The sequence below is a fragment of the Acidobacteriota bacterium genome, assembly GCA_012517875.1.
GTDB lineage: Bacteria > Acidobacteriota > JAAYUB01 > JAAYUB01 > JAAYUB01 > JAAYUB01.
This window is the reverse complement of the sequence record JAAYUB010000085.1, coordinates 52,378-69,681: the sequence shown is the minus strand read 5'-3', so window position 1 is coordinate 69,681 and position 17,304 is coordinate 52,378. Positions and strand designations below refer to the sequence as shown.

Genomic DNA, 17,304 nt, shown 5'->3' with positions numbered 1-17,304 from the left:
TGACCACCGAGGCCACGGTTCACGAGCTGCCCGAGCCCGAGAAGCCGATGCCCGGCGGGCCCGGCGGCATGCCCCCGGGTGGGATGTACTGATCCCATTCGGTCGAACCGAACCGCGAACACAACGCCCCGCCTTTCGGCGGGGCGTTTTTCATTCATGGCTGCGCAAACAAACCGCCGCCCCGGCGGGCCGGGGCGGCGAGGGGCACTCTGTTCGGGACAGTCGGACGGAAGCAGGCGCTACTTGATTCCCTCTTTGTCCAGCAGGCTCATCACCTGGTTGAAGGCCTCCTCATCTTCAGCGACGAGTTTGCCCTCGGGCGAATAGATCTTGAAATGGGGGATGCTTTGCAGGTTGTACTGGCGGGCGACAGGGGAGCCCCAGTCGATGCCGGTGACACCCTTCCGGTTGATGTCGATCTTGACCACGACCAGATCGTCCCGTTTTGTATCCAGCCGGGCCAGCAGCGGAGAAATCTTCCGGCAAGGCGGGCAGTACTCGCTGAAGAAGTCGAAGATTACGGTCTTACCGTTCACCAGATGATCCTTGAGGTTGAGCTCGGCGCCGTGTCCGATGACCGTCTCGTTGGAGGCGGCGGTGGATTCCGTTACCGGCGGGACGGCCGAGCAGCTTGTGGACAACAGCAGGAGCAAGGGGATGGCGATCCCCAGGCATAGCAGGCGTTGGGTGGGATTCATTGGGTTCTCCTCGCACAATGGATTAATACGGGATGTTACGCACGCGGCGGGTCGGCGGTTACTTCTTCTCTTCTTCCTCGGGTTGATACGGCTTGAAATAGACTGCGTACTTCTTCTCTCGGGAATTCTCGAACTTTTCGATCCGCACCACCGTGGACGGCAGCGGGATCGACAGGAACACGTTGGTGCCTACCTCGAGGTCGCGTTCAGTGACGAACAGAGCGCCGGTCTTGCTGATGTTCGCGGTCTGTACCACTTCCTCAAAGTACTTGCCGTGCACGTCCACGCCCTTCAGCTTCATATAAAAATTGGTGCGAACGCGTTTGCTGCGGCGCTGGTTGTTTTCCACCCGAATGCTCCCATGGACTTTCCCTAATTGTATGCAGGGAATCGAGCAAAAAGCAACTCATTTCCCTCGCTTGCCGCAAGCCGGGCGCTTGGCGCCCGGCCTTGTATTCAGATGACGGAAACGGCCCGGTGTATTCAGTCCGTTGCTTTCAGGATCCGTTTTTGGGATCATGGGTCGCACGGCCGTCGGTCGGCGCCACAGCCTGTGGTAGCAGGGATACTATGGATTGGCACAAACACCTGGTTGCGCCCGAGTTGCTCGGACCGCCGGAGCCGGCAGACAGGGACGACCTTGCGGCGCGGCTAGACCGCCTGATCGTCCAGCAGGAATCCGCCTGGCCGGAGCTGCGGCGGGCTCGGGACGCCTGGTTCGCCTGCCGCTACCGAGAGACGGCGCTCGGGGCGTTCCGGGTGCGGCTGGAATACAATCCCGCCCGCGAGGCCAGCGTGGCCGCGCCCGTGGACCCGGCGTCCATCCGTCGGCGCGCCTGCTTCCTCTGCCCGGAGCAGATGCCGCCGCCGGAACGCGGCTTGGCGGTGGACGGGGATTTCGCCCTATTCCTCAATCCGTTTCCGATCTTCTATCCGCATCCAGTGGCAATCCATCGCGACCACCGTCCCCAGGCGCTGGCTCCCTGCCTGCCGGCCATGTTCCCGCTGGCGCGGCGGCTGGCCGGCCGCTTCAGCCTGCTCTACAACGGACCCTGCTGTGGCGCGTCAGCGCCGGATCATCTGCACTTCCAGGCCATCCCGCGGTACAGCACCCTCATCGAGGCGGATGTGCACCACTTGGCCGAGCCCGCCCTGGCCGACCGGCGGCGGGAGCTGCCCGCAATCGAAGGAGTGGCGGCGTTCACCATCGATGGTTATAGCCGCACAGTCATCGTCCTGGAGGGGGAACGGGAGGAGAAGCTCCGGCAAGCCGTAGTCGGATGGCTGCATCGTCTGCCGGCAAACCCGGCGGGAGCCGAGCCGCTCGTCAACCTCCTGCTCTGGTACGGACAGACGGGCTGGACGATCGCGTTGTTTCCCCGGCGTTGTCACCGGCCTTCCAACTACGCCGTGGCGCCGGGCAACGGCGTGCTCGTGAGCCCGGGCGCCATCGATCTGGCCGGCGTCATCGTCACCCCGCGCCGCTGCGATTTCGAAGGGCTGGATGCGCCGGCCATCGCCGCGATCTTTCAAGAGGTGTGCCTGCCCCTGGATGCGATCGACGGAGCGGCGGCTGCACCCGCCGTCGACCGGCCGGCGGCTCCGGCGGCGGTGGCCGAGCCGGAGGTGGATGTGGGTTTGGTGGAAGCCCGGCCGGTCGTGGAGGTGGTTCTGGCGGGCGCATGGCAATGCGGCGACCGGATAGTGCCGCCGGGAAGCTACACCGCGTGCGGCGTGGCCGCGGAAGTCCGTCTGGTCGGAGCGGACAAATCCTTCGCCGGTGACGAGACGCTGCGGTTGAAGCCAGCCGACCAGGCGGCCGGCCGATTTCAGCTCCGGAACGTGACCATCGGTGCGGACTTCCACTGGGAGCGCCGCGAGAACCAGACGTTCGCCGGTTCGCTGACGCTGCTGTCGGACGGCGCCGGTGCCCTGACGGTCGTCAACGGCGTGCCGCTGGAGCGCTACCTGGAATCGGTGATCGCATCGGAAATGCGCGCCGACGCGCCGCTGGAATTTCTCAAGGCGCATGCGGTGATCTCGCGGAGCTGGGCTCTGGCTCAGCTTGCGGCGCGCGCGCGCGTCGGCCCGCTCGCCGCGGCGGCGTACCCGCCGCTGGCCGGTCGACGATGGAGCTGGACGGACCGGACGCGCCACGACCGGTTTGACCTTTGCGCCGACGACCACTGCCAGCGGTACCAGGGCCTGGCCCGGGCTGATCGGCCGGCGGTGAAAGAGGTGATCGCGGCCACCCGCGGGCTGGTGCTCGCGGTGGCCGGCCAGGTGCTCGACGCCCGGTTCGCCAAATGCTGCGGCGGCATGTCGGAGGCGTACGCCTCGGCATGGGGCGATGTGCCGGTGGCCGGGCTGGAACCGGTCCGCTGCGCACCGGCGGGAGCCGCGGCCGCGCCCGACCTGACCGTGGAGGCCGCCGCGGCCGAATGGATCCGCGGCGAGCCCGACGCGTATTGCCGGACACGGGACCGGCGCGTGCTCGGGCGGATCCTGCCCGACTACGATCTGGAGACGGGCGCGTTCTATCGCTGGGACCTCGATGTGGAGCGGACCGAGCTGGAAGCGACCATCCGTCGCAAGACCGGTTGGGACCCGGGCGAGCTGCAGGAACTGGTGCCGCTGCAGCGCGGCCACTCCGGCCGCCTGGTGCGCCTGCTGCTGGTGGGCACGCGCGGCCGCCTGCTCCTGGGCAAGGAGCTGGAGATCCGGCGGGCCCTCTCCCCGAGCCATCTGTACAGCTCGGCCTTCGTCGTGGATCCCGTAGGCGGCGACGGCGGACCGCCGCGCCGCTTCCGGTTCCGGGGGGCCGGTTGGGGACACGGAGTGGGCCTCTGTCAGGTGGGCGCCGCGGTGATGGCGGTGCAGGGCGCCGGCCATGCGGACATCCTGACGCATTACTACCGGGGCGCCAAGCTGGTCCGGCTCTACCGCTAGTTTTCACTTCCGAAAACCCAGTGCGCGCATTAAGATGGAGGCAACGGTCAGGGGGACTTTTCGGATGCTGCCTTTTTTTGATTATTGTCGTCAGACTTACGAACAGGTGTTTCGCATTCCGGCGCCGGCGGAGGACCCCTGGGAGATTGGCCATGGCGGCTCGCGGCGCTCGTTTTTCCGCCTGGGCCAACCGCCCCGCAGCCTCGTGGGAATGCTCAGCGACACGCCGCCGGCCGACAACCGGGGCATCACCGAGAACGACTCCTTTCTGTATATCGCCCTCTGTCTGTCGCAGGCCGGCGCGCCGGTACCGCGCGTGTTCGCCGCCGACCGCGCTCGCGGCTGGTTCGTCATGGAGGATGTGGGGGAAACCCTCCTCTATCACGAGGTCCAACGCCTGGGGCGCGGTCTGGCGATCAAGGCATTGTACCGGTTGGCCGTGGACGACCTGGTCTGGATGCACGTCAAGGCTTCGCCCGGTTTTGACTCCAGCCGCACCCACAACCCGGACTACCGGCGTGACTTTGTCCGGCGACATGAATCGGGCTACTTCCAGCAGGCGTTCCTGCAAGACATTCTCCAGTGGGATCCGGTTCCGCTGAGCCTGGACCTGGACCGTCTGGCGGACGCGGTGGACACCCTCTGGACGCCGCACTTCCTCTACCGGGATTTCCAGAGCCAGAACATCGCCGTTCAAGGATCCCGGCTGCGCTACCTCGACTTTCAGGGCGGGCGACGCGGCCCGCGCCAGTACGATCTGGCCTCGCTGGTGTACGACCCGTATGTGGTGCTGGACGCCGAACTGCAGGCGTATCTCGTGGACCGCTACGTGGAGCGGGCCCGCGCCCTGGAGCCGGGCTTCGACGGAAAACGCTTCCGGGCGGATTTTCCCATCGTGGCCGTCCACCGGCTGATGCAGGCGCTGGGCGCCTACGGCTATCTCACCCGCACCGCCGGCAAAAGCTATTTCTACCAGTTCATCCCCGGCGGGGTGCACCTGCTGGGCCGGCTGCTGGGTCAGTATCCGGAGTTAGAGACCTTTCCGGTCCTGGCCGAAACCATCCGCCGCCTGGTGCGCGAGGTGGGTTGGAAGCTGTGACACCCGTACCGCGCAGCCTCCGGCCGCGAGTTTCAGCAACTGGGCGTTGCGCGCGTTTACTGAACGCGCGCGTGTGGCCAGCGGTCACGGGATGACGCAGCGCGCCGGAGCGGCGAATCGATTCAGTCTGCGGACGGGCCGCATTCGTCAAATGTGGCAACCGCTATGTTCAAACAAGACCCGCCACCGGTAGTGGCGGGTCTTGCTGTCAGATGAATGGTCCGGTTGAAGCGATGGTGCCGGGCCGGATCACCGGACGGAGACGATGAGCCGGTACGGATCGAAAGGACCGAAGCCGCCGCCCGCGCCATAGCTGATGCGGATGGTATGTCTGCCGCCCGACGGCACGGTGTAACTGATGAACGAATCCTTGCAGCCGGTGCTCATGTCGTCGTTGTAGGCCACCTGGGTGCCGAACTTGTTGAATAGCGTCAGCTGCGGATCCAGGCCCGAGCCCAGCTGACTGGACACCACCAGGATGTTGACGACCTGTCCGGCCAACAGATCCACCTTGAAATAGTCCTTGTTCGCCACGAGGTTGCCGGTGATTTCGACGGGCGGGGTGATGAGTCGGCCGGTGGCCTCCGACTCGTTGCCCTGAATGTCCGCCATCCGGTTGGGAACCAGGGTGCCGGAAGGTTCCAGCGGGATCGAGGAAAAGACCGACATGTTGTGCCGACTCAACAGACCGACGACGGCCACCGGGAAGCCGGCGTCCACCTCCACGTGGAAGGACTCCCCGTCGACGTCGTTGTCGTTTTCGAAAATTTCAGACAAGAACCGGGCAACATGTCCAAGAGCGGGCACGTTGACACGTTTGGTCGCCACTAATTCTCCGAACTTGTACAGACGCAGGTTAATCTCCACCTGCTGGTCACCGGGATTGACGATCGCCAAAGCGGTGTTCAGCGTGTCGCCGACGAGGGGGTGGGGGGTGATGGGAGCCCGGAAAGCGAAGAAGCGCGAAGCCGTGGCCGGGAGGACGCCGGCCTCCCAAATGGGGTTCCAGTCCCAGTCCATAAAGATGTAGGTGGACGACACCCAGATGGGCCGGGACGAGGTGACCCGCAGCCAACCAACCTCCAGGTCATGGTTGTACGGGTTGGTGGCTGAATAAGCAGTCGCGCCGTCACCCAGCGATTGCGTGAAACTGGAGCCGGTGCCATTGTAGCGGTCGCCGTAGATGTTGATCACCCATGGCGAACCGTCGTCTTTGAAGAAGTCCAGAGTGATCTCGGCGTCTTCGGATTCGTTATTCAGGTTGAGGATGTACAGGGTGTTGCAGAACCGGTTTAAGCCGGTCTCGCCGTTGGCCACGTGGGGGAAATAATAAACCGAGCCTTGGGCAGCGACGAGCGCGGCGGCCGCCGCCAAGAACCCGAGCGCAGCCAACGTCCGGACAATCAGGTTCCATTTCATGACAAGACCTCCTGAGGTAATGCTCATTAGACGGACAGACGGAAGCGTTTCATGTAAAAAACAGTCTGTCGGTGGGCTGTGTTGTCGGGGGAAGCAGACAAGGAGTCAGGCGGAGCCAAGGAAAAAATGGCGGAGGCGCATGGGAATCGAACCCACCAGGGACGTCTCTCAACGCCCCTCAACGGTTTTGAAGACCGCGCAGAACACCAGTCCCGATTCGCCTCCGTGGGGCGCCCGTGGAGTGGACGGGTCTATTATCGCATAGCGGCCTCGGGGTCTCAATCCGAACTGTAGCCGAATCGAGCTGACGCCTGATGCCACGCCCAGCCATCGAGAGTTGACAGCGACTACCGAACGCCGGCTCCGGATTTCGCTGGCGCCTGCCGCCGGCTTATTCCCACTCGATGGTGCCGGGAGGTTTGGAGGTGACGTCGAGGCCCACCCCCCAGACGCCGGGCAGGGCCAGGAGCGCATCGCGCAGCTCCGCCCGCACCGCCGGCGGCAGCTCGGCGGGCGCGGCGGTCATGGCCCGCTCCGACAGCACCGGCCGGATGACCACGAATTCGTTCCCCCGACCCGGCGCCGTGAGCGGAACCAGGACCGTCGGACACTGCCAGATCTGCGCGTAGAGCCCGTGGCGGCGCAGAGCGTCCATGACGCAGGCGTCCGCCGCGCGGAGCAAGTCCAGCCGCGCCCGGGTCACCGTAGCCGCCGCGGAACGGATCTCCGGCGGTGCTTCCGACTCCAGGTTCCAGACGCAGCGGTTCACGCCGGCTACCGTCCGGAAGATCTGTCCGGCGGCCTCGACCACCCGATCCCACGGCCCGGCGCCGGTGAGGAGCAGCGGATGCTCGTAAGAGCGCAAGTCGGCCTTGACGCCCACCGAGCGGACGGGAAGCGGCGTCGCCGTCAGCCCGCAGCGGGTGGCGATGGGGGCGGCCGCCGTGCCGAGCGGCGCCAGCGCCGCCGCGTCTTCGCCGCCGTCGGCGCAGAGCAGGCGGATCCCCAGCCCCGGCCCGGGGAACGGGTGCCGCCACACCAGCTCGGGCGGCAGCCCCAGCGCCTCGCCCAGCCGGCGGACCTCCACCTTGTACAGCTCGGCCAGCGGCTCGACCACCCGGCCGGCGGCGATCATCTCCTCGATCACCGGCACCCGGTTGTGATGGGTCTTGATGACGTCGGCCCGGCGGGTGCCGCCGGTCTCGATGGTGTCGGGGTAGATGGTGCCTTGGCCCAGCAGGTGGTCGGTGATGCCCATGCGCCGGGCCTCGCGCTCGAAGACGGTGACGAAGGTGGCGCCGATATGGCGGCGCTTGGTCTCGGGATCGGTCACGCCGGCCAGCGCGGTCAAGAACTCGTCGGTTGCATCCACAAAATGGGTCTGGGCGCCAAGGCCCATCTGGGCAAGGTTGTGGAGCACCTGCCGGCTCTCGTCCTGACGCATGAGACCGTTGTCGATGTGGAGGAGGCGCAGCCGGTCAGGCCCCAGCGCCTCGGCCAGCAGCCGGGCGGCCACCGTCGAATCCACGCCGCCGGAGGCCAGCAGAAACACCCGGCCGTCCCCCACCTGGGCCCGCACCCGGCCGATGATCTCGGCGGCATAGTTGGTTGTGGTCCAGGTGGGCCGGCAGCCGCAGATGCCCAGCACGAAATTGGCGATCATCCGTTCACCGTGCACCGTATCGTCCACCTCGGGATGGAACTGGAAGCCGTAGCGGCGCAGTCGGTCCGAGCCGATGGCGGCAAAGCCGTGCCGCTCACCGGCGGTGCCGGAGAGCGTGTAGCCCAGTTCTTCAAAATCGGGGCCGACGGCGGTCACCGAATCGAAATGGCTCATCCAGACACGTTCAGTGGGGCCCAGTCCCTCGAACAGCGGATGAGAGTGGATCAGATGCAGGTCGGCGGGCCCCCACTCGCGCCCGCCGTGGATGACCTGGCCGCCGTAGTGCTTGGCGATCTCCTGATGCCCGAAGCAAAATCCCAGGATGGGCACCGGCAGGTCATAAATCGTCCGAGTGTAGTCGGCGTCTTCGCCGAACGCCGACAGGCTGGGGCTGCCCGAAATGATGATCCCCCGATAGGCCTGAAAGCGCTCGACGGGGTCCTCGGGCTGGCGGATCTCCGCCAGCACACCCAGGGCGCGGACTTTCGTGGCGATGAGATGGGCGTACTGCCCGCCGAAGTCGATGACAGCGACGGCATCATGTTCCATGCGATCCATCCTGTTTCGGTGAGATCCGCCGGCCGGTCACCGGCGTTGGCGAATTGTAGCGCAACGCCGGCTCCGACAGCCACCTTTTTGCGCGGCGGTATGACACGCAGCCACCGGCCGACCTCGCGCGCAAGGCCGGCTGCGGCCGGCGTGAGCGAACGGTTGATTTCCGGCCGGTGCTTCTCTAGACTGAGCGGGAACCTGTATCTGAAACCGGTCGCACCGGGCGGCGGCGACGCCCGGGCGGCGGACGTCCGAGGAGGAACCTGCCCGTGACGGGAGTCGGTGGCAACCGGTCGCACCGGCTGGTGTTCATCGACGTGCTGCGCGGTCTCGCCGTGATGGGGATGGTGGAGGCCCACGTGGTCAACGCCTGCCTGGCCCAGGTCTGGCGTCACAATCCGCTGTTCACCCTGCTGGACATGACCAACGGCTTCGTGGCCGTGTCGTTCCTCTTCTGCGCCGGTGCCGGGTTCTGGCTCGGCTTGGAGCGCAAGGGCGACGAGTATCGCCGCCGGGGGCCCGCGTTCCGGCGCTTCCTCGGTCGGGCGGGCTTGATCATCCTGCTCTCCTACAGTCTGCATCTGCCCGCCGGATCGCTGCGCGCCCTGCTGGCTCTGCCCGATGACCGACTGCAGCGAATCTTCAAGTCCGATATCCTCCACGTGATCGGCCTGGGCTTGTTGCTGGCCCTCGGCCTGGCCCTGCTCGTCCGAGTCCGGCGCATGCTGATCGCGGGTTTTGCCGCTGCTGCGGCGGCCATTTTCCTGCTGACGCCGCTGGTGCATGCCTGGGACGCTGCGGCGGTGCTGCCGCCCGCACTGGCGCCGTTTTTTGGCTCACCGCCACAGGTGCGTTTCAGCCTGTTTCCCTGGTTGGGCTACTTCTTCGCGGGTGCGGCGCTCACCGCGGGCTTCCTCGGCGCCCGCAACGTCGATGACCGTCGGCGATGGTACCTGTGGGTGGGGCTCGGGACGGCCCTGGTCGCCGTGATACTCAAAGCGACCGGCTTCACCTTCTTCGGCGAGACCCGGTGGTGGATCTCCTCGCCGGGCCATTGCCTTTACCGAACCGGCCTGGTCGCCGCGGGGTTCGCCCTGCTGTATGGGCTTAACGAGTGGTTGTCCCGGCGGCCGCTGGGTGGCGTCCTCCAGCGCTGCGGCCAGGAGGCGCTGTTCGTCTACTACTGGCACCTTGTGATCGTGTACGGGACGATTTACAATCCGGGTCTGCGGCAATTGAGCCAGGCGCGCTGGGGTCCGGCGGCGGTGGCGCTGGTGACCGCGACGCTGATCCCGCTGATGTACGGCACGGCCATGATGTGGCGCGACCTCAAGCTGGAGAGTCCCCGTCGGGCCCGGTGGACACTGGCCACGGCGATGGTCTTCTACGTCCTGATCTTCGTCCTCCGGCCGGCCGGGTGAGGCGCAGGCCGGAGCGGCACTGCAACGCGACGTGAAATTTTGTATCGGGAGTGACGCGATGCCCACATGGCTCAAACCGTCTCTGAACTGGCTGCTGGTGTTCGTGCCGGTGGCGGTGATCCTGAAGTTCACCGTATCGAACCTGCCGGCGGCCGTGTTCATCGCCGCCTGCCTGGCCATCATTCCGCTGGCCGGGCTGCTGGGCCACGCTACCGAGGAACTGGCGTCCCGGACCAACGAAGGGGTCGGCGGCCTGCTCAACGCCACCTTCGGCAACGCCGCCGAATTGATCATCGCCCTGATGGCCCTGCAGCAGGGGCTGCACGACGTGGTCAAGGCGTCGCTCACCGGTTCCATCATCGGCAACATCCTGCTGGTGATGGGCGCGTCGTTCCTGGCCGGCGGCCTGAAGTTCAAGATCCAGACCTTCAACCCGATTGCGGCCCGCAGCCAGGCCAATATGCTGACCCTGGCCGCCATCGCCCTCATCGTGCCCGCGGCGTACCATTACCTGGGCGGCCAGGAGGCGCCGCTGCTCGAGCGCGGCATGAGTCTGGAGATCGCGGGGATTCTGCTGGTCACCTATGTCCTGGGCCTGCTCTTCTCGTTGCGCACCCACCGCCACCTGTTCACCAGCGGTTCGCACGTCCACCCGGACGGCCCGCACGGCCCCGGCTGGAGCCTCCGAACCGCGCTGGTCGTGCTCACCGGGAGCACCGCGCTGATCGGCTGGATCAGCGAAATCCTCGTGGGGGCGGTGGAGCCGGCCGCCGAGGCCATGGGTATGACCGGGGTGTTCGTGGGCGTCATCGTCGTGGCCATCATCGGCAACGCCGCCGAGCACAGCTCCGCGGTGGTGGCGGCGCTCAAGAACCGGACGGATCTGAGCATCGGCATCTCGCTGGGGAGCAGTACCCAGATCGCGCTCTTCGTGGCGCCGGTGCTGGTGCTGGCGTCGCTGGTGGTGGGGCCGCGGCCCATGAACCTGGTGTTTACCCTGCCGGAGGTGCTGGCGGTGGCGCTGGCGGTGGCCATCTCCGCCCAGGTGACCATGGACGGCGAGTCCAACTGGCTGGAGGGGGTGCAGCTGCTGTCGGTCTACGCCATTCTCGGCATCGTCTTCTACTTCCTGCCCCACGCCTGACGGGGTGGTGTCCGTGCGCGTTGTTCTGCTGACTTCCTGGCACGCGGCGGGCACCGCCGGCAGCGGCGTGGCTGCCTCGGTGCGGGGCTGCCGCGACGCGCTCCGGGCGGTCGGCGAGGACGTCCGCGTCGTGTGTCCGGAGCGGGACCGGGCCGGCTACATCCGCAACGCCGTCGCCCGGATTGCCTTCAACCACCGCCTCCGTCCCCTGGATCTGGCCGGCGCCGCGGTGGTCGCCGGATTCGATTTCGACGGGTTCGCCCTGCCCCGGGGCGGTCCGCCGCTGGTGCAGGTCAACGGCGGCGTGCTGGCCGACATCGTCCGTTTTGAACGGGGCCCGGTGCGCTGGACGCTGGTTCAGCTGGCCCAGCTCGAGGGCCGGACGGCCCGTCGCGCGGCGGTCGTGGTGGCGCCGTCCCGCTTCGCCGCCGCCACCGTGGCGCGGCTTTATGGCGTGCCGGCGGGGCGGATCGAGGTGGTCCCGTTCGGCATCGACCTGGCCGACTGGGATTTGAAGCTGCAGGCCGCTTTGCCGGCGGAGGCGAATGAGCCGGTCATCCTCTGCGTGGCCCGCCTCTATCCGCGCAAGGGCCTCGACCTGCTGCTCGCCGCGTTCGCGCACGTCATCCGGGAAGTGCCCGCCGCCCGGTTGGAGATCGTGGGCGCCGGCTTGTTGGACCGCTGGCTCGCGGCGGCAATCGCCGCACACCCCGGCCGGGGCCGGATCGCCTGGTACGGCGACCAGCCGCCCGACGCCTTACCGACGTTCTACCGCCGTGCCGCCGTCTTCTGCCTGCCGTCGCGGCACGAGACATTCGGCTTTGCGTTCCTCGAGGCGATGGCGTCCGCCCGGCCGGTGGTGTCGCTCGACACCACCGCGATCCCCGAGATGGTCCGTGACGGCGAGACGGGCCTGCTCGCCCGGCGGGAGGATCCGGGCGAGCTGGGTGCACTGCTGGTGCGGCTGCTCCGCGATCCGGCGGAGGCCCGGGTGCTCGGCGCCGCCGGCCGCGTTCGCGCCGCGGGCTTCTCGTGGACGCAGACCGCCCAGTCCCTGCAGACACTGTTCCGGCGGATTTCATGAACTGGTGAGTCGGTGAATTGGTCAAGTTGAGCCGTTGTATCTCCCGCTTGAGACACAGCGAGCTCACTGATATCCCCTCGCCCCTTCCAGGCGCATTATCATCCGAAAGACTCAGTGACGCCGGGTTAAAGGTTCACTGCATCGCCTGGTGCTTGCATGACTTGGTGTCTGAGCGTCTTTGCGAAGCCAAAATTAGGCGCGGGGTTCGTGTGATCGTGGCGGGCGGAAGTGGTCGAAGCCGGAGACGGGGAGGGGCTGGGGGCCGGCGGGAGTGAGCAAGCGCAGTTCGCCCGGATGGTCGGCGACGATGCGGCCCACGCGGCGCAGCGGCGGCAGACCAGCCGCCCGGGTGTAGGCGTTGAGGAAGGTCGCCTCGCGGGACGGATCCACGGTGAAGAGCAGCTCGTAATCTTCGCCGCCGCCCAGCGCGTCCGCTACGGTGACGAGCGCCCCGTCGGCGCAGGCACGGACGAACACCGCATCGATTTCGGTACCCACGCCGCTCATCACGGCGATCTGGCGGAGGTCCTTGGCGATGCCGTCGCTGGTGTCGATGCAGGCGGTGACGGCGCCGGACTCGCGCAGGAACAGGCCCGCGGCCAGGCGCGGCTCCGGCCGGAGGTGTCTGGTCAGGCATCGGCGCGCCGGTGCCTGGGGCGGCACCGGCGCACCGGCGGCGTCGCGGACGCCGCCACGCGCGCCCACCCGCCAGCCTGCCTCCAGTAGCCGCAGCCCGGCGGCCGAGTAACCCGGCTCGCCGGTGATGTAGACGATGTCACCGGGCCGGGCGCCGGAGCGAAGCAGAGCGCCGCCGGCGGGCGCCTCGCCGATCACCGTGGCGCAAAACAGGAAGCGGTCGGCCGCCGACAGGTCGCCCCCCGCGAGCGGCGCCGCCGCCCACTGGAGGATCGCCCGCAGGCCGCCCATGATGGCCTTGAATTCCGCCTGACGATCCGGAGGGAAGGCTGCCGCCAGGAAGAAGGCGACCGGCCGGGCGCCCATGGCGGCGATATCGCTGAGGTTGGCGGCGCCCACCTTCCAGCCGAGGTCGGCCAGGGGGGAGGTGGTCAGGCGGAAGTGCCGGTTCTCCACCAGCAGATCGGTGGTGACCACCAGCTCGGTGCCGGGCGCCGGGCGGCAGACGGCGCAGTCGTCGCCGATGCCGCGGCGCAGGAAGGCCGGGGCGTCTTCGCCGCCGGCGGCGATCCAGTGAATGAGCTCCTCCTCAGAGAGCCGCTTCACGGGTGCTTCCCGCCGGGCTTGGTTTTGGGCGCGGCTTGCTTCGTTGCGTTCTGCAGGGCGTGCTTGAGGACGTCGCGCACCCCGTCGACGTAGATGAACTTCATCCCGGCGCGGGCGAACTCCGGCAGGTCTTCCACGTCTTTGCGGTTGGGGGCGGGGAGGATCACCTTGAAGATGTCCGCCCGCCGCGCGGCCAGGATTTTTTCCTTGACGCCGCCGATGGGGAGCACGTCGCCCCGGAGGGTGATCTCGCCGGTCATGGCCAGGTCGCGGCGCACCGGGTTGCCGGTGCAGACCGACACCAGGGCGGTGGCCATGGCCACGCCGGCAGACGGCCCGTCCTTGGGGATGGCCCCTTCGGGCACGTGAATGTGAATGTCCCGCTCCTCGAAAAAGGAATCGGCGATGCCGAACTGGCTGGCGTAGGCGCGGGCGAAGCTGTGGGCGGCCTTGGCCGACTCCTGCATCACCTCGCCCAGCATGCCGGTGAGCATCAGGGTGCCCTTCCCCTTCATGGAGATGGCCTCCACGAACAGGACATCGCCGCCGGTGGGCGTCCAGGCCAGACCGGTGACGATGCCCGTGCGGTTCTCCTTGAGAAGCTTTTCGCGCGGGATCCGCTCCGGTCCGAGGTAGGTCGCCAGCATCCGCGGCGTGATGCGCACCTCCTTCCGTTTTCCCTCGGCCACCCGCCGGGCCACCTTGCGGCAGATCCGGGCGATCTCCCGTTCCAGGTTGCGCAGGCCCGCCTCGCGGGTGTAACCGTTGATGATGGCGAGCAAGGCGCCGTCGGTGAACGCCAGATCCGTCTTGTTCAGCCCGTGCTCCTTGAGCTGTTTCGGGATGAGGAAGCGGCGGGCGATATGGAGTTTTTCCTGCTCGGAGTACCCGCTGAGATGGATAACCTCCATCCGGTCGAGGAAGGCGGGCTGGACCGTGTCCAGGATGTTGGCGGTGGTGATGAAAAGCACGTTGGACAGGTCGAACGCGACCCCTAGATAATTGTCACGAAACGAGAAGTTCTGCTCGGGGTCCAGCACTTCGAGAAGCGCCGACGACGGGTCGCCGCGGAAGTCGGCGCCGATCTTATCCACCTCGTCCATCATGAACACCGGGTTGTTGGTGCCAGCCTGGTGGATCCCTTGGATGATCCGGCCCGGCATGGCGCCGACGTAGGTGCGCCGGTGTCCGCGGATCTCGGCTTCGTCATGGACGCCGCCCAGCGACAGCCGGACGAACTGCCGGCCCAGCGCCCGGGCGATGGAGCGTCCCAGCGACGTCTTGCCCACGCCCGGCGGCCCGACGAAGCACAGGATCGGGCCGCGGTTGCTCTCGGAGATCTTCCGCACGGCCAGGTGCTCGACGATGCGCTCCTTGATCTTCTCCAGGTCGTAGTGGTCCTGGTCCAGGATCTTCTGCGCCTTGGCCAGGTTCAGGTTGTCGCGGGTGTGCTTGCTCCACGGCAGGTTGACCACCCAGTCGAGCCAGGTGCGCATGGTGGCGGCCTCAGCGGACTCGGGGTGCATCTTCTCGAGCCGGCTGATCTGGCGATCCACCTCCTCGAAGGCGTCGACGGGCATCTTGGCCGCGGCGGCCTTCTCGCGGTACTGCTTGATCTCCTGGGCGAATTCGTTCCCCTCGTTCAGCTCGTCCTGGATCGCCTTAAGCTGCTGACGAAGGAAGTACTCCTTCTGGGATTTGTCGATCTCGTCCTTGGCCTGGGAGTTGATCTGCTGCTGAACCTCCAGCAGTTCGATCTCCCGCTTGAGCAGCTCGTGCACCCGCTGCAGCCGCCGCACCGTGTGGATCTGCGACAGCACGTCCTGGGCGACCTTCACCTTCAGGTCCAGATTGGCGGCGACGATGTCGGCCAGCCGGCCCGGGTCATCCAGGTTGGAGATGATCACCATGATCTCGGCGGCGATGTTCTTGCCGAGCTGGTTGGCCTGCTCCATGGCACTCTTGATATTGCGCACCAGCGCCTCGGCCTTGATGGTGGTGGCCTGCGCCTCGGGCTCCCGCAAGGCCTGGACCGATGCGGCGATGAACGGCCCGCTGAAGTCCATGCTCTCGATCTTGGCCCGCATGACCCCCTGGACGAGGATGCGCAGCCGGCCGTCGGGGAGCTTGAGCATCCGCATGATGATGCCCACGGTCCCCATCCGGTAGATGTCGTCGGCGCCGGGATCCTCGTCTTGGGCGTTCTTCTGGGCCACGAGCAGAATCATTCGGTTCTTGGACAGGGCGTAGTCCACCGCCGCGACGGAGTTGGGCCGGCTGACATACAGCGGGACGATCATGAAAGGGAACACCACGATGTCCCGGAGCGGCAGCACCGGCAGCACCTCGGGGATCTGGATCTGGCCGTCCGCCGGCCGTTCCTCGAGGTCGACTGGGATGTCCTGGATGTCCGGATTGTCCTGGTCCATGACTCGGTGTTCTCCTTGGTGGGATGGGACCTACGCCTCGGTTCGGGCGTGGACGGGAATCTCGTACACAGTGCCCCGCTGTTCCGGGCGTTTGGCCAAGGTGATGGTCAGGACACCGCTCTCCAGCACCGCTTCGGATTGCTTCGGATCGATCACCCACTGCAACTCCACTGTTTTCTGGAACGGGCCGTAGCCACGCTCCAGGCAGAGGAAGCGGATCTTCTCCTCGTCGGTGAATTGGGGTTCCCGCTTCAGCCCGCTCACGGTAAGGATGTCATCACGGAGGGTGACGCGGAGATCGCCGGCGGCGACCCCGGCAACCTCCAGTCGCACGATGACGTGGGTGTCGGTCTCGCCCAGGTCCAGGGGCGGGAACCACTGCTCGGCGCCGAGTGCCCCCGGACAACCGGGCAAGAACAGGTCGTTCATGCTCAGGCCGGGATGCTTGCCGCGTTTTGGTTTGTTGCCCATACCCGCCTCGCTAACCCTTGGCGTCGAACAGCTCGCTGATTTCCTGTAGAAACTCCGACACATCCTTGAACTCCCGGTAGACGGAGGCGAACCGGACGTAAGCCACCTTGTCCAGCCGATGGATCTTGCGCATGAGCATCTGGCCGATCTCGGCGGTGGTGACTTCCTTCTCCGGGTTTTCCTGGACGTATGTCTCGATCTCGTCGGTGATCCGCTCCAGGTCCGTCAGCGCCACCGGGCGCTTTTGGAAGGCCTTGAGCAGGCCGGCCATGATCTTGTTCCGATCGAACTCCTCGCGCCGTCCGTCCTTCTTGACGACCAGCAGAGGGCTTTCCATGATGCGCTCGTAGGTGGTGAAGCGCTTGCCGCAGAACAGGCACTCGCGGCGGCGGCGGATGCTGGTCGCCTCCTTGCTTTCGCGCGAGTCCACCACTTTATCGCCGCTCTGGTTGCAGTAGGGACACTTCATGCCGGTGCTCTGCTCCTGTGGGGCCGGCCGGAGGCTACTGGACGCCCAGCCGGAGGACGCCGATATAGGGCAGGTTGCGGTATCGCTCCGCGTAGTCCAGCCCATAGCCGATCACGAACTCGTCGGGGATGTCGAAGCCCAGGTAATCGACGGTCACGTCAATGAGCCGCCGGGCCGGCTTGCTGAGCAGCGCGCAGATCCGGATGTCGGCCGGTTCCCGGTTGGCCAGCATGTTCTTCAGGTAGTTGAGGGTGAGGCCGGTGTCCACGATGTCTTCGACAATGACCACGTGTTGGCCCGTCACCGACTTGTCGAGGTCCTTGATCAGCTTGACCTCGCCGGTGGACTTGGTGGAGTCGCCGTAACTGGCCACTGCGATGAAGTCCACTGCCAGCGGGATGTCCATGCGCCGGATCAAATCGGAGTGGAAGGGTGTGGCGCCCTTGAGGATGCAGACCAGCAGCGGGTTCTTTCCGGCGTAGTCGCGGCTGAGCTGGGCGGCCAGTTCGGCGATCCGCTTCTGAATGGCGTCCGCATCGAGCAGAATCTCCGCCAGGTATTCGCCGGGGTAGTCGGGGTAGATGGAATTCACGGGACCCTCCGGAGGCATATCGAATCGATTCATTGTATCAGAGCGCACCGGGCGTTGAATAGTCCGACCGGT

At 66.6% G+C, this 17,304-nt stretch carries 14 protein-coding genes and 1 tRNA gene; 5 read left to right on the top strand and 10 right to left on the bottom strand.

Annotation, left to right across the window (positions count from 1 at the left end; genetic code table 11):
• Positions 1-239: 239 nt before the first annotated feature.
• Complete coding sequence (locus GX414_09025; GenBank protein ID NLI47236.1) at positions 240-698, bottom strand: thioredoxin family protein; 459 nt, start codon at positions 696-698, stop codon at positions 240-242.
• A 58-nt stretch (positions 699-756) separates the two neighbouring features.
• Positions 757-1,047, bottom strand: coding sequence for a PilZ domain-containing protein (locus tag GX414_09020; GenBank protein NLI47235.1), 291 nt, complete (start codon positions 1,045-1,047; stop codon positions 757-759).
• A 221-nt stretch (positions 1,048-1,268) separates the two neighbouring features.
• Between GX414_09020 and GX414_09015 the strand changes: the two genes are divergently transcribed.
• Together GX414_09015 and GX414_09010 are read left to right on the top strand one after the other, a co-directional pair.
• Positions 1,269-3,647 (top strand): DUF4922 domain-containing protein, encoded by a 2,379-nt coding sequence (locus GX414_09015; protein NLI47234.1) that lies wholly within the window; start codon positions 1,269-1,271, stop codon positions 3,645-3,647.
• A gap of 64 nt (positions 3,648-3,711) precedes the next feature.
• Complete coding sequence (locus tag GX414_09010; GenBank protein NLI47233.1) at positions 3,712-4,746, top strand: phosphotransferase; 1,035 nt, start codon at positions 3,712-3,714, stop codon at positions 4,744-4,746.
• Positions 4,747-4,995: 249 nt separating this feature from the next.
• On the opposite strand, the gene GX414_09005 is transcribed toward GX414_09010, so the two are convergent.
• From GX414_09005 to guaA, 3 genes are all read right to left on the bottom strand, one after another.
• Positions 4,996-6,165, bottom strand: a complete 1,170-nt coding sequence (locus GX414_09005) for a hypothetical protein (GenBank protein ID NLI47232.1) — start codon at positions 6,163-6,165, stop codon at positions 4,996-4,998.
• Between the two features lie 127 nt (positions 6,166-6,292).
• Positions 6,293-6,390 (bottom strand) — tRNA-Sec (locus tag GX414_09000).
• Positions 6,391-6,556: 166 nt separating this feature from the next.
• On the bottom strand, positions 6,557-8,377 hold the full coding sequence (gene guaA, locus GX414_08995; GenBank protein ID NLI47231.1) for a glutamine-hydrolyzing GMP synthase: 1,821 nt from the start codon (positions 8,375-8,377) through the stop codon (positions 6,557-6,559).
• A 272-nt stretch (positions 8,378-8,649) separates the two neighbouring features.
• On the opposite strand from guaA, the gene GX414_08990 reads away from it, so the two are divergent.
• From GX414_08990 to GX414_08980, 3 genes are read left to right on the top strand one after another with little or no spacing between them, the layout of a single operon-like run.
• Positions 8,650-9,801: a DUF1624 domain-containing protein gene (locus GX414_08990; GenBank protein ID NLI47230.1), complete on the top strand. Its 1,152-nt coding sequence runs from the start codon at positions 8,650-8,652 to the stop codon at positions 9,799-9,801.
• Positions 9,802-9,859: 58 nt separating this feature from the next.
• On the top strand, positions 9,860-10,945 hold the full coding sequence (gene cax / locus GX414_08985) for a calcium/proton exchanger (GenBank protein NLI47229.1): 1,086 nt from the start codon (positions 9,860-9,862) through the stop codon (positions 10,943-10,945).
• Between the two features lie 13 nt (positions 10,946-10,958).
• Complete coding sequence (locus GX414_08980) at positions 10,959-12,029, top strand: glycosyltransferase family 4 protein (protein NLI47228.1); 1,071 nt, start codon at positions 10,959-10,961, stop codon at positions 12,027-12,029.
• 192 nt (positions 12,030-12,221) lie between these two features.
• Here the strand turns inward: GX414_08980 and thiL are convergent, their stop codons facing one another.
• Genes thiL through hpt form a run of 5 tightly spaced genes read right to left on the bottom strand, consistent with a single transcriptional unit; the run spans position 12,222 to position 17,250 of the window.
• A complete protein-coding gene (gene thiL, locus GX414_08975; GenBank protein ID NLI47227.1) occupies positions 12,222-13,271 on the bottom strand; it encodes a thiamine-phosphate kinase in 1,050 nt (349 codons plus the stop codon).
• Positions 13,268-15,700, bottom strand: coding sequence for an endopeptidase La (gene lon, locus GX414_08970; GenBank protein ID NLI47226.1), 2,433 nt, complete (start codon positions 15,698-15,700; stop codon positions 13,268-13,270). The genes thiL and lon overlap by 4 nt, the downstream gene beginning before the upstream one ends.
• A gap of 30 nt (positions 15,701-15,730) precedes the next feature.
• Positions 15,731-16,171: an Hsp20/alpha crystallin family protein gene (locus tag GX414_08965; protein NLI47225.1), complete on the bottom strand. Its 441-nt coding sequence runs from the start codon at positions 16,169-16,171 to the stop codon at positions 15,731-15,733.
• Between the two features lie 10 nt (positions 16,172-16,181).
• Positions 16,182-16,640: a transcriptional repressor NrdR gene (gene nrdR, locus GX414_08960; protein ID NLI47224.1), complete on the bottom strand. Its 459-nt coding sequence runs from the start codon at positions 16,638-16,640 to the stop codon at positions 16,182-16,184.
• 34 nt (positions 16,641-16,674) lie between these two features.
• Positions 16,675-17,250, bottom strand: a complete 576-nt coding sequence (hpt, locus tag GX414_08955; protein NLI47223.1) for a hypoxanthine phosphoribosyltransferase — start codon at positions 17,248-17,250, stop codon at positions 16,675-16,677.
• Positions 17,251-17,304 lie beyond the last annotated feature (54 nt).

Coding starts and splice junctions, on each gene's coding strand:
- GX414_09005 (NLI47232.1), bottom strand. CDS start 6,165: ATGAAATGGAACCTGATTGTCCGGACGTTGGCTGCGCTCGGGTTCTTG.
- nrdR (NLI47224.1), bottom strand. CDS start 16,640: ATGAAGTGTCCCTACTGCAACCAGAGCGGCGATAAAGTGGTGGACTCG.
- guaA (NLI47231.1), bottom strand. CDS start 8,377: ATGGAACATGATGCCGTCGCTGTCATCGACTTCGGCGGGCAGTACGCC.
- lon (NLI47226.1), bottom strand. CDS start 15,700: ATGGACCAGGACAATCCGGACATCCAGGACATCCCAGTCGACCTCGAG.
- cax (NLI47229.1), top strand. CDS start 9,860: ATGCCCACATGGCTCAAACCGTCTCTGAACTGGCTGCTGGTGTTCGTG.
- GX414_09025 (NLI47236.1), bottom strand. CDS start 698: ATGAATCCCACCCAACGCCTGCTATGCCTGGGGATCGCCATCCCCTTG.
- hpt (NLI47223.1), bottom strand. CDS start 17,250: ATGCCTCCGGAGGGTCCCGTGAATTCCATCTACCCCGACTACCCCGGC.
- GX414_08965 (NLI47225.1), bottom strand. CDS start 16,171: ATGGGCAACAAACCAAAACGCGGCAAGCATCCCGGCCTGAGCATGAAC.
- GX414_09010 (NLI47233.1), top strand. CDS start 3,712: ATGCTGCCTTTTTTTGATTATTGTCGTCAGACTTACGAACAGGTGTTT.
- GX414_09015 (NLI47234.1), top strand. CDS start 1,269: ATGGATTGGCACAAACACCTGGTTGCGCCCGAGTTGCTCGGACCGCCG.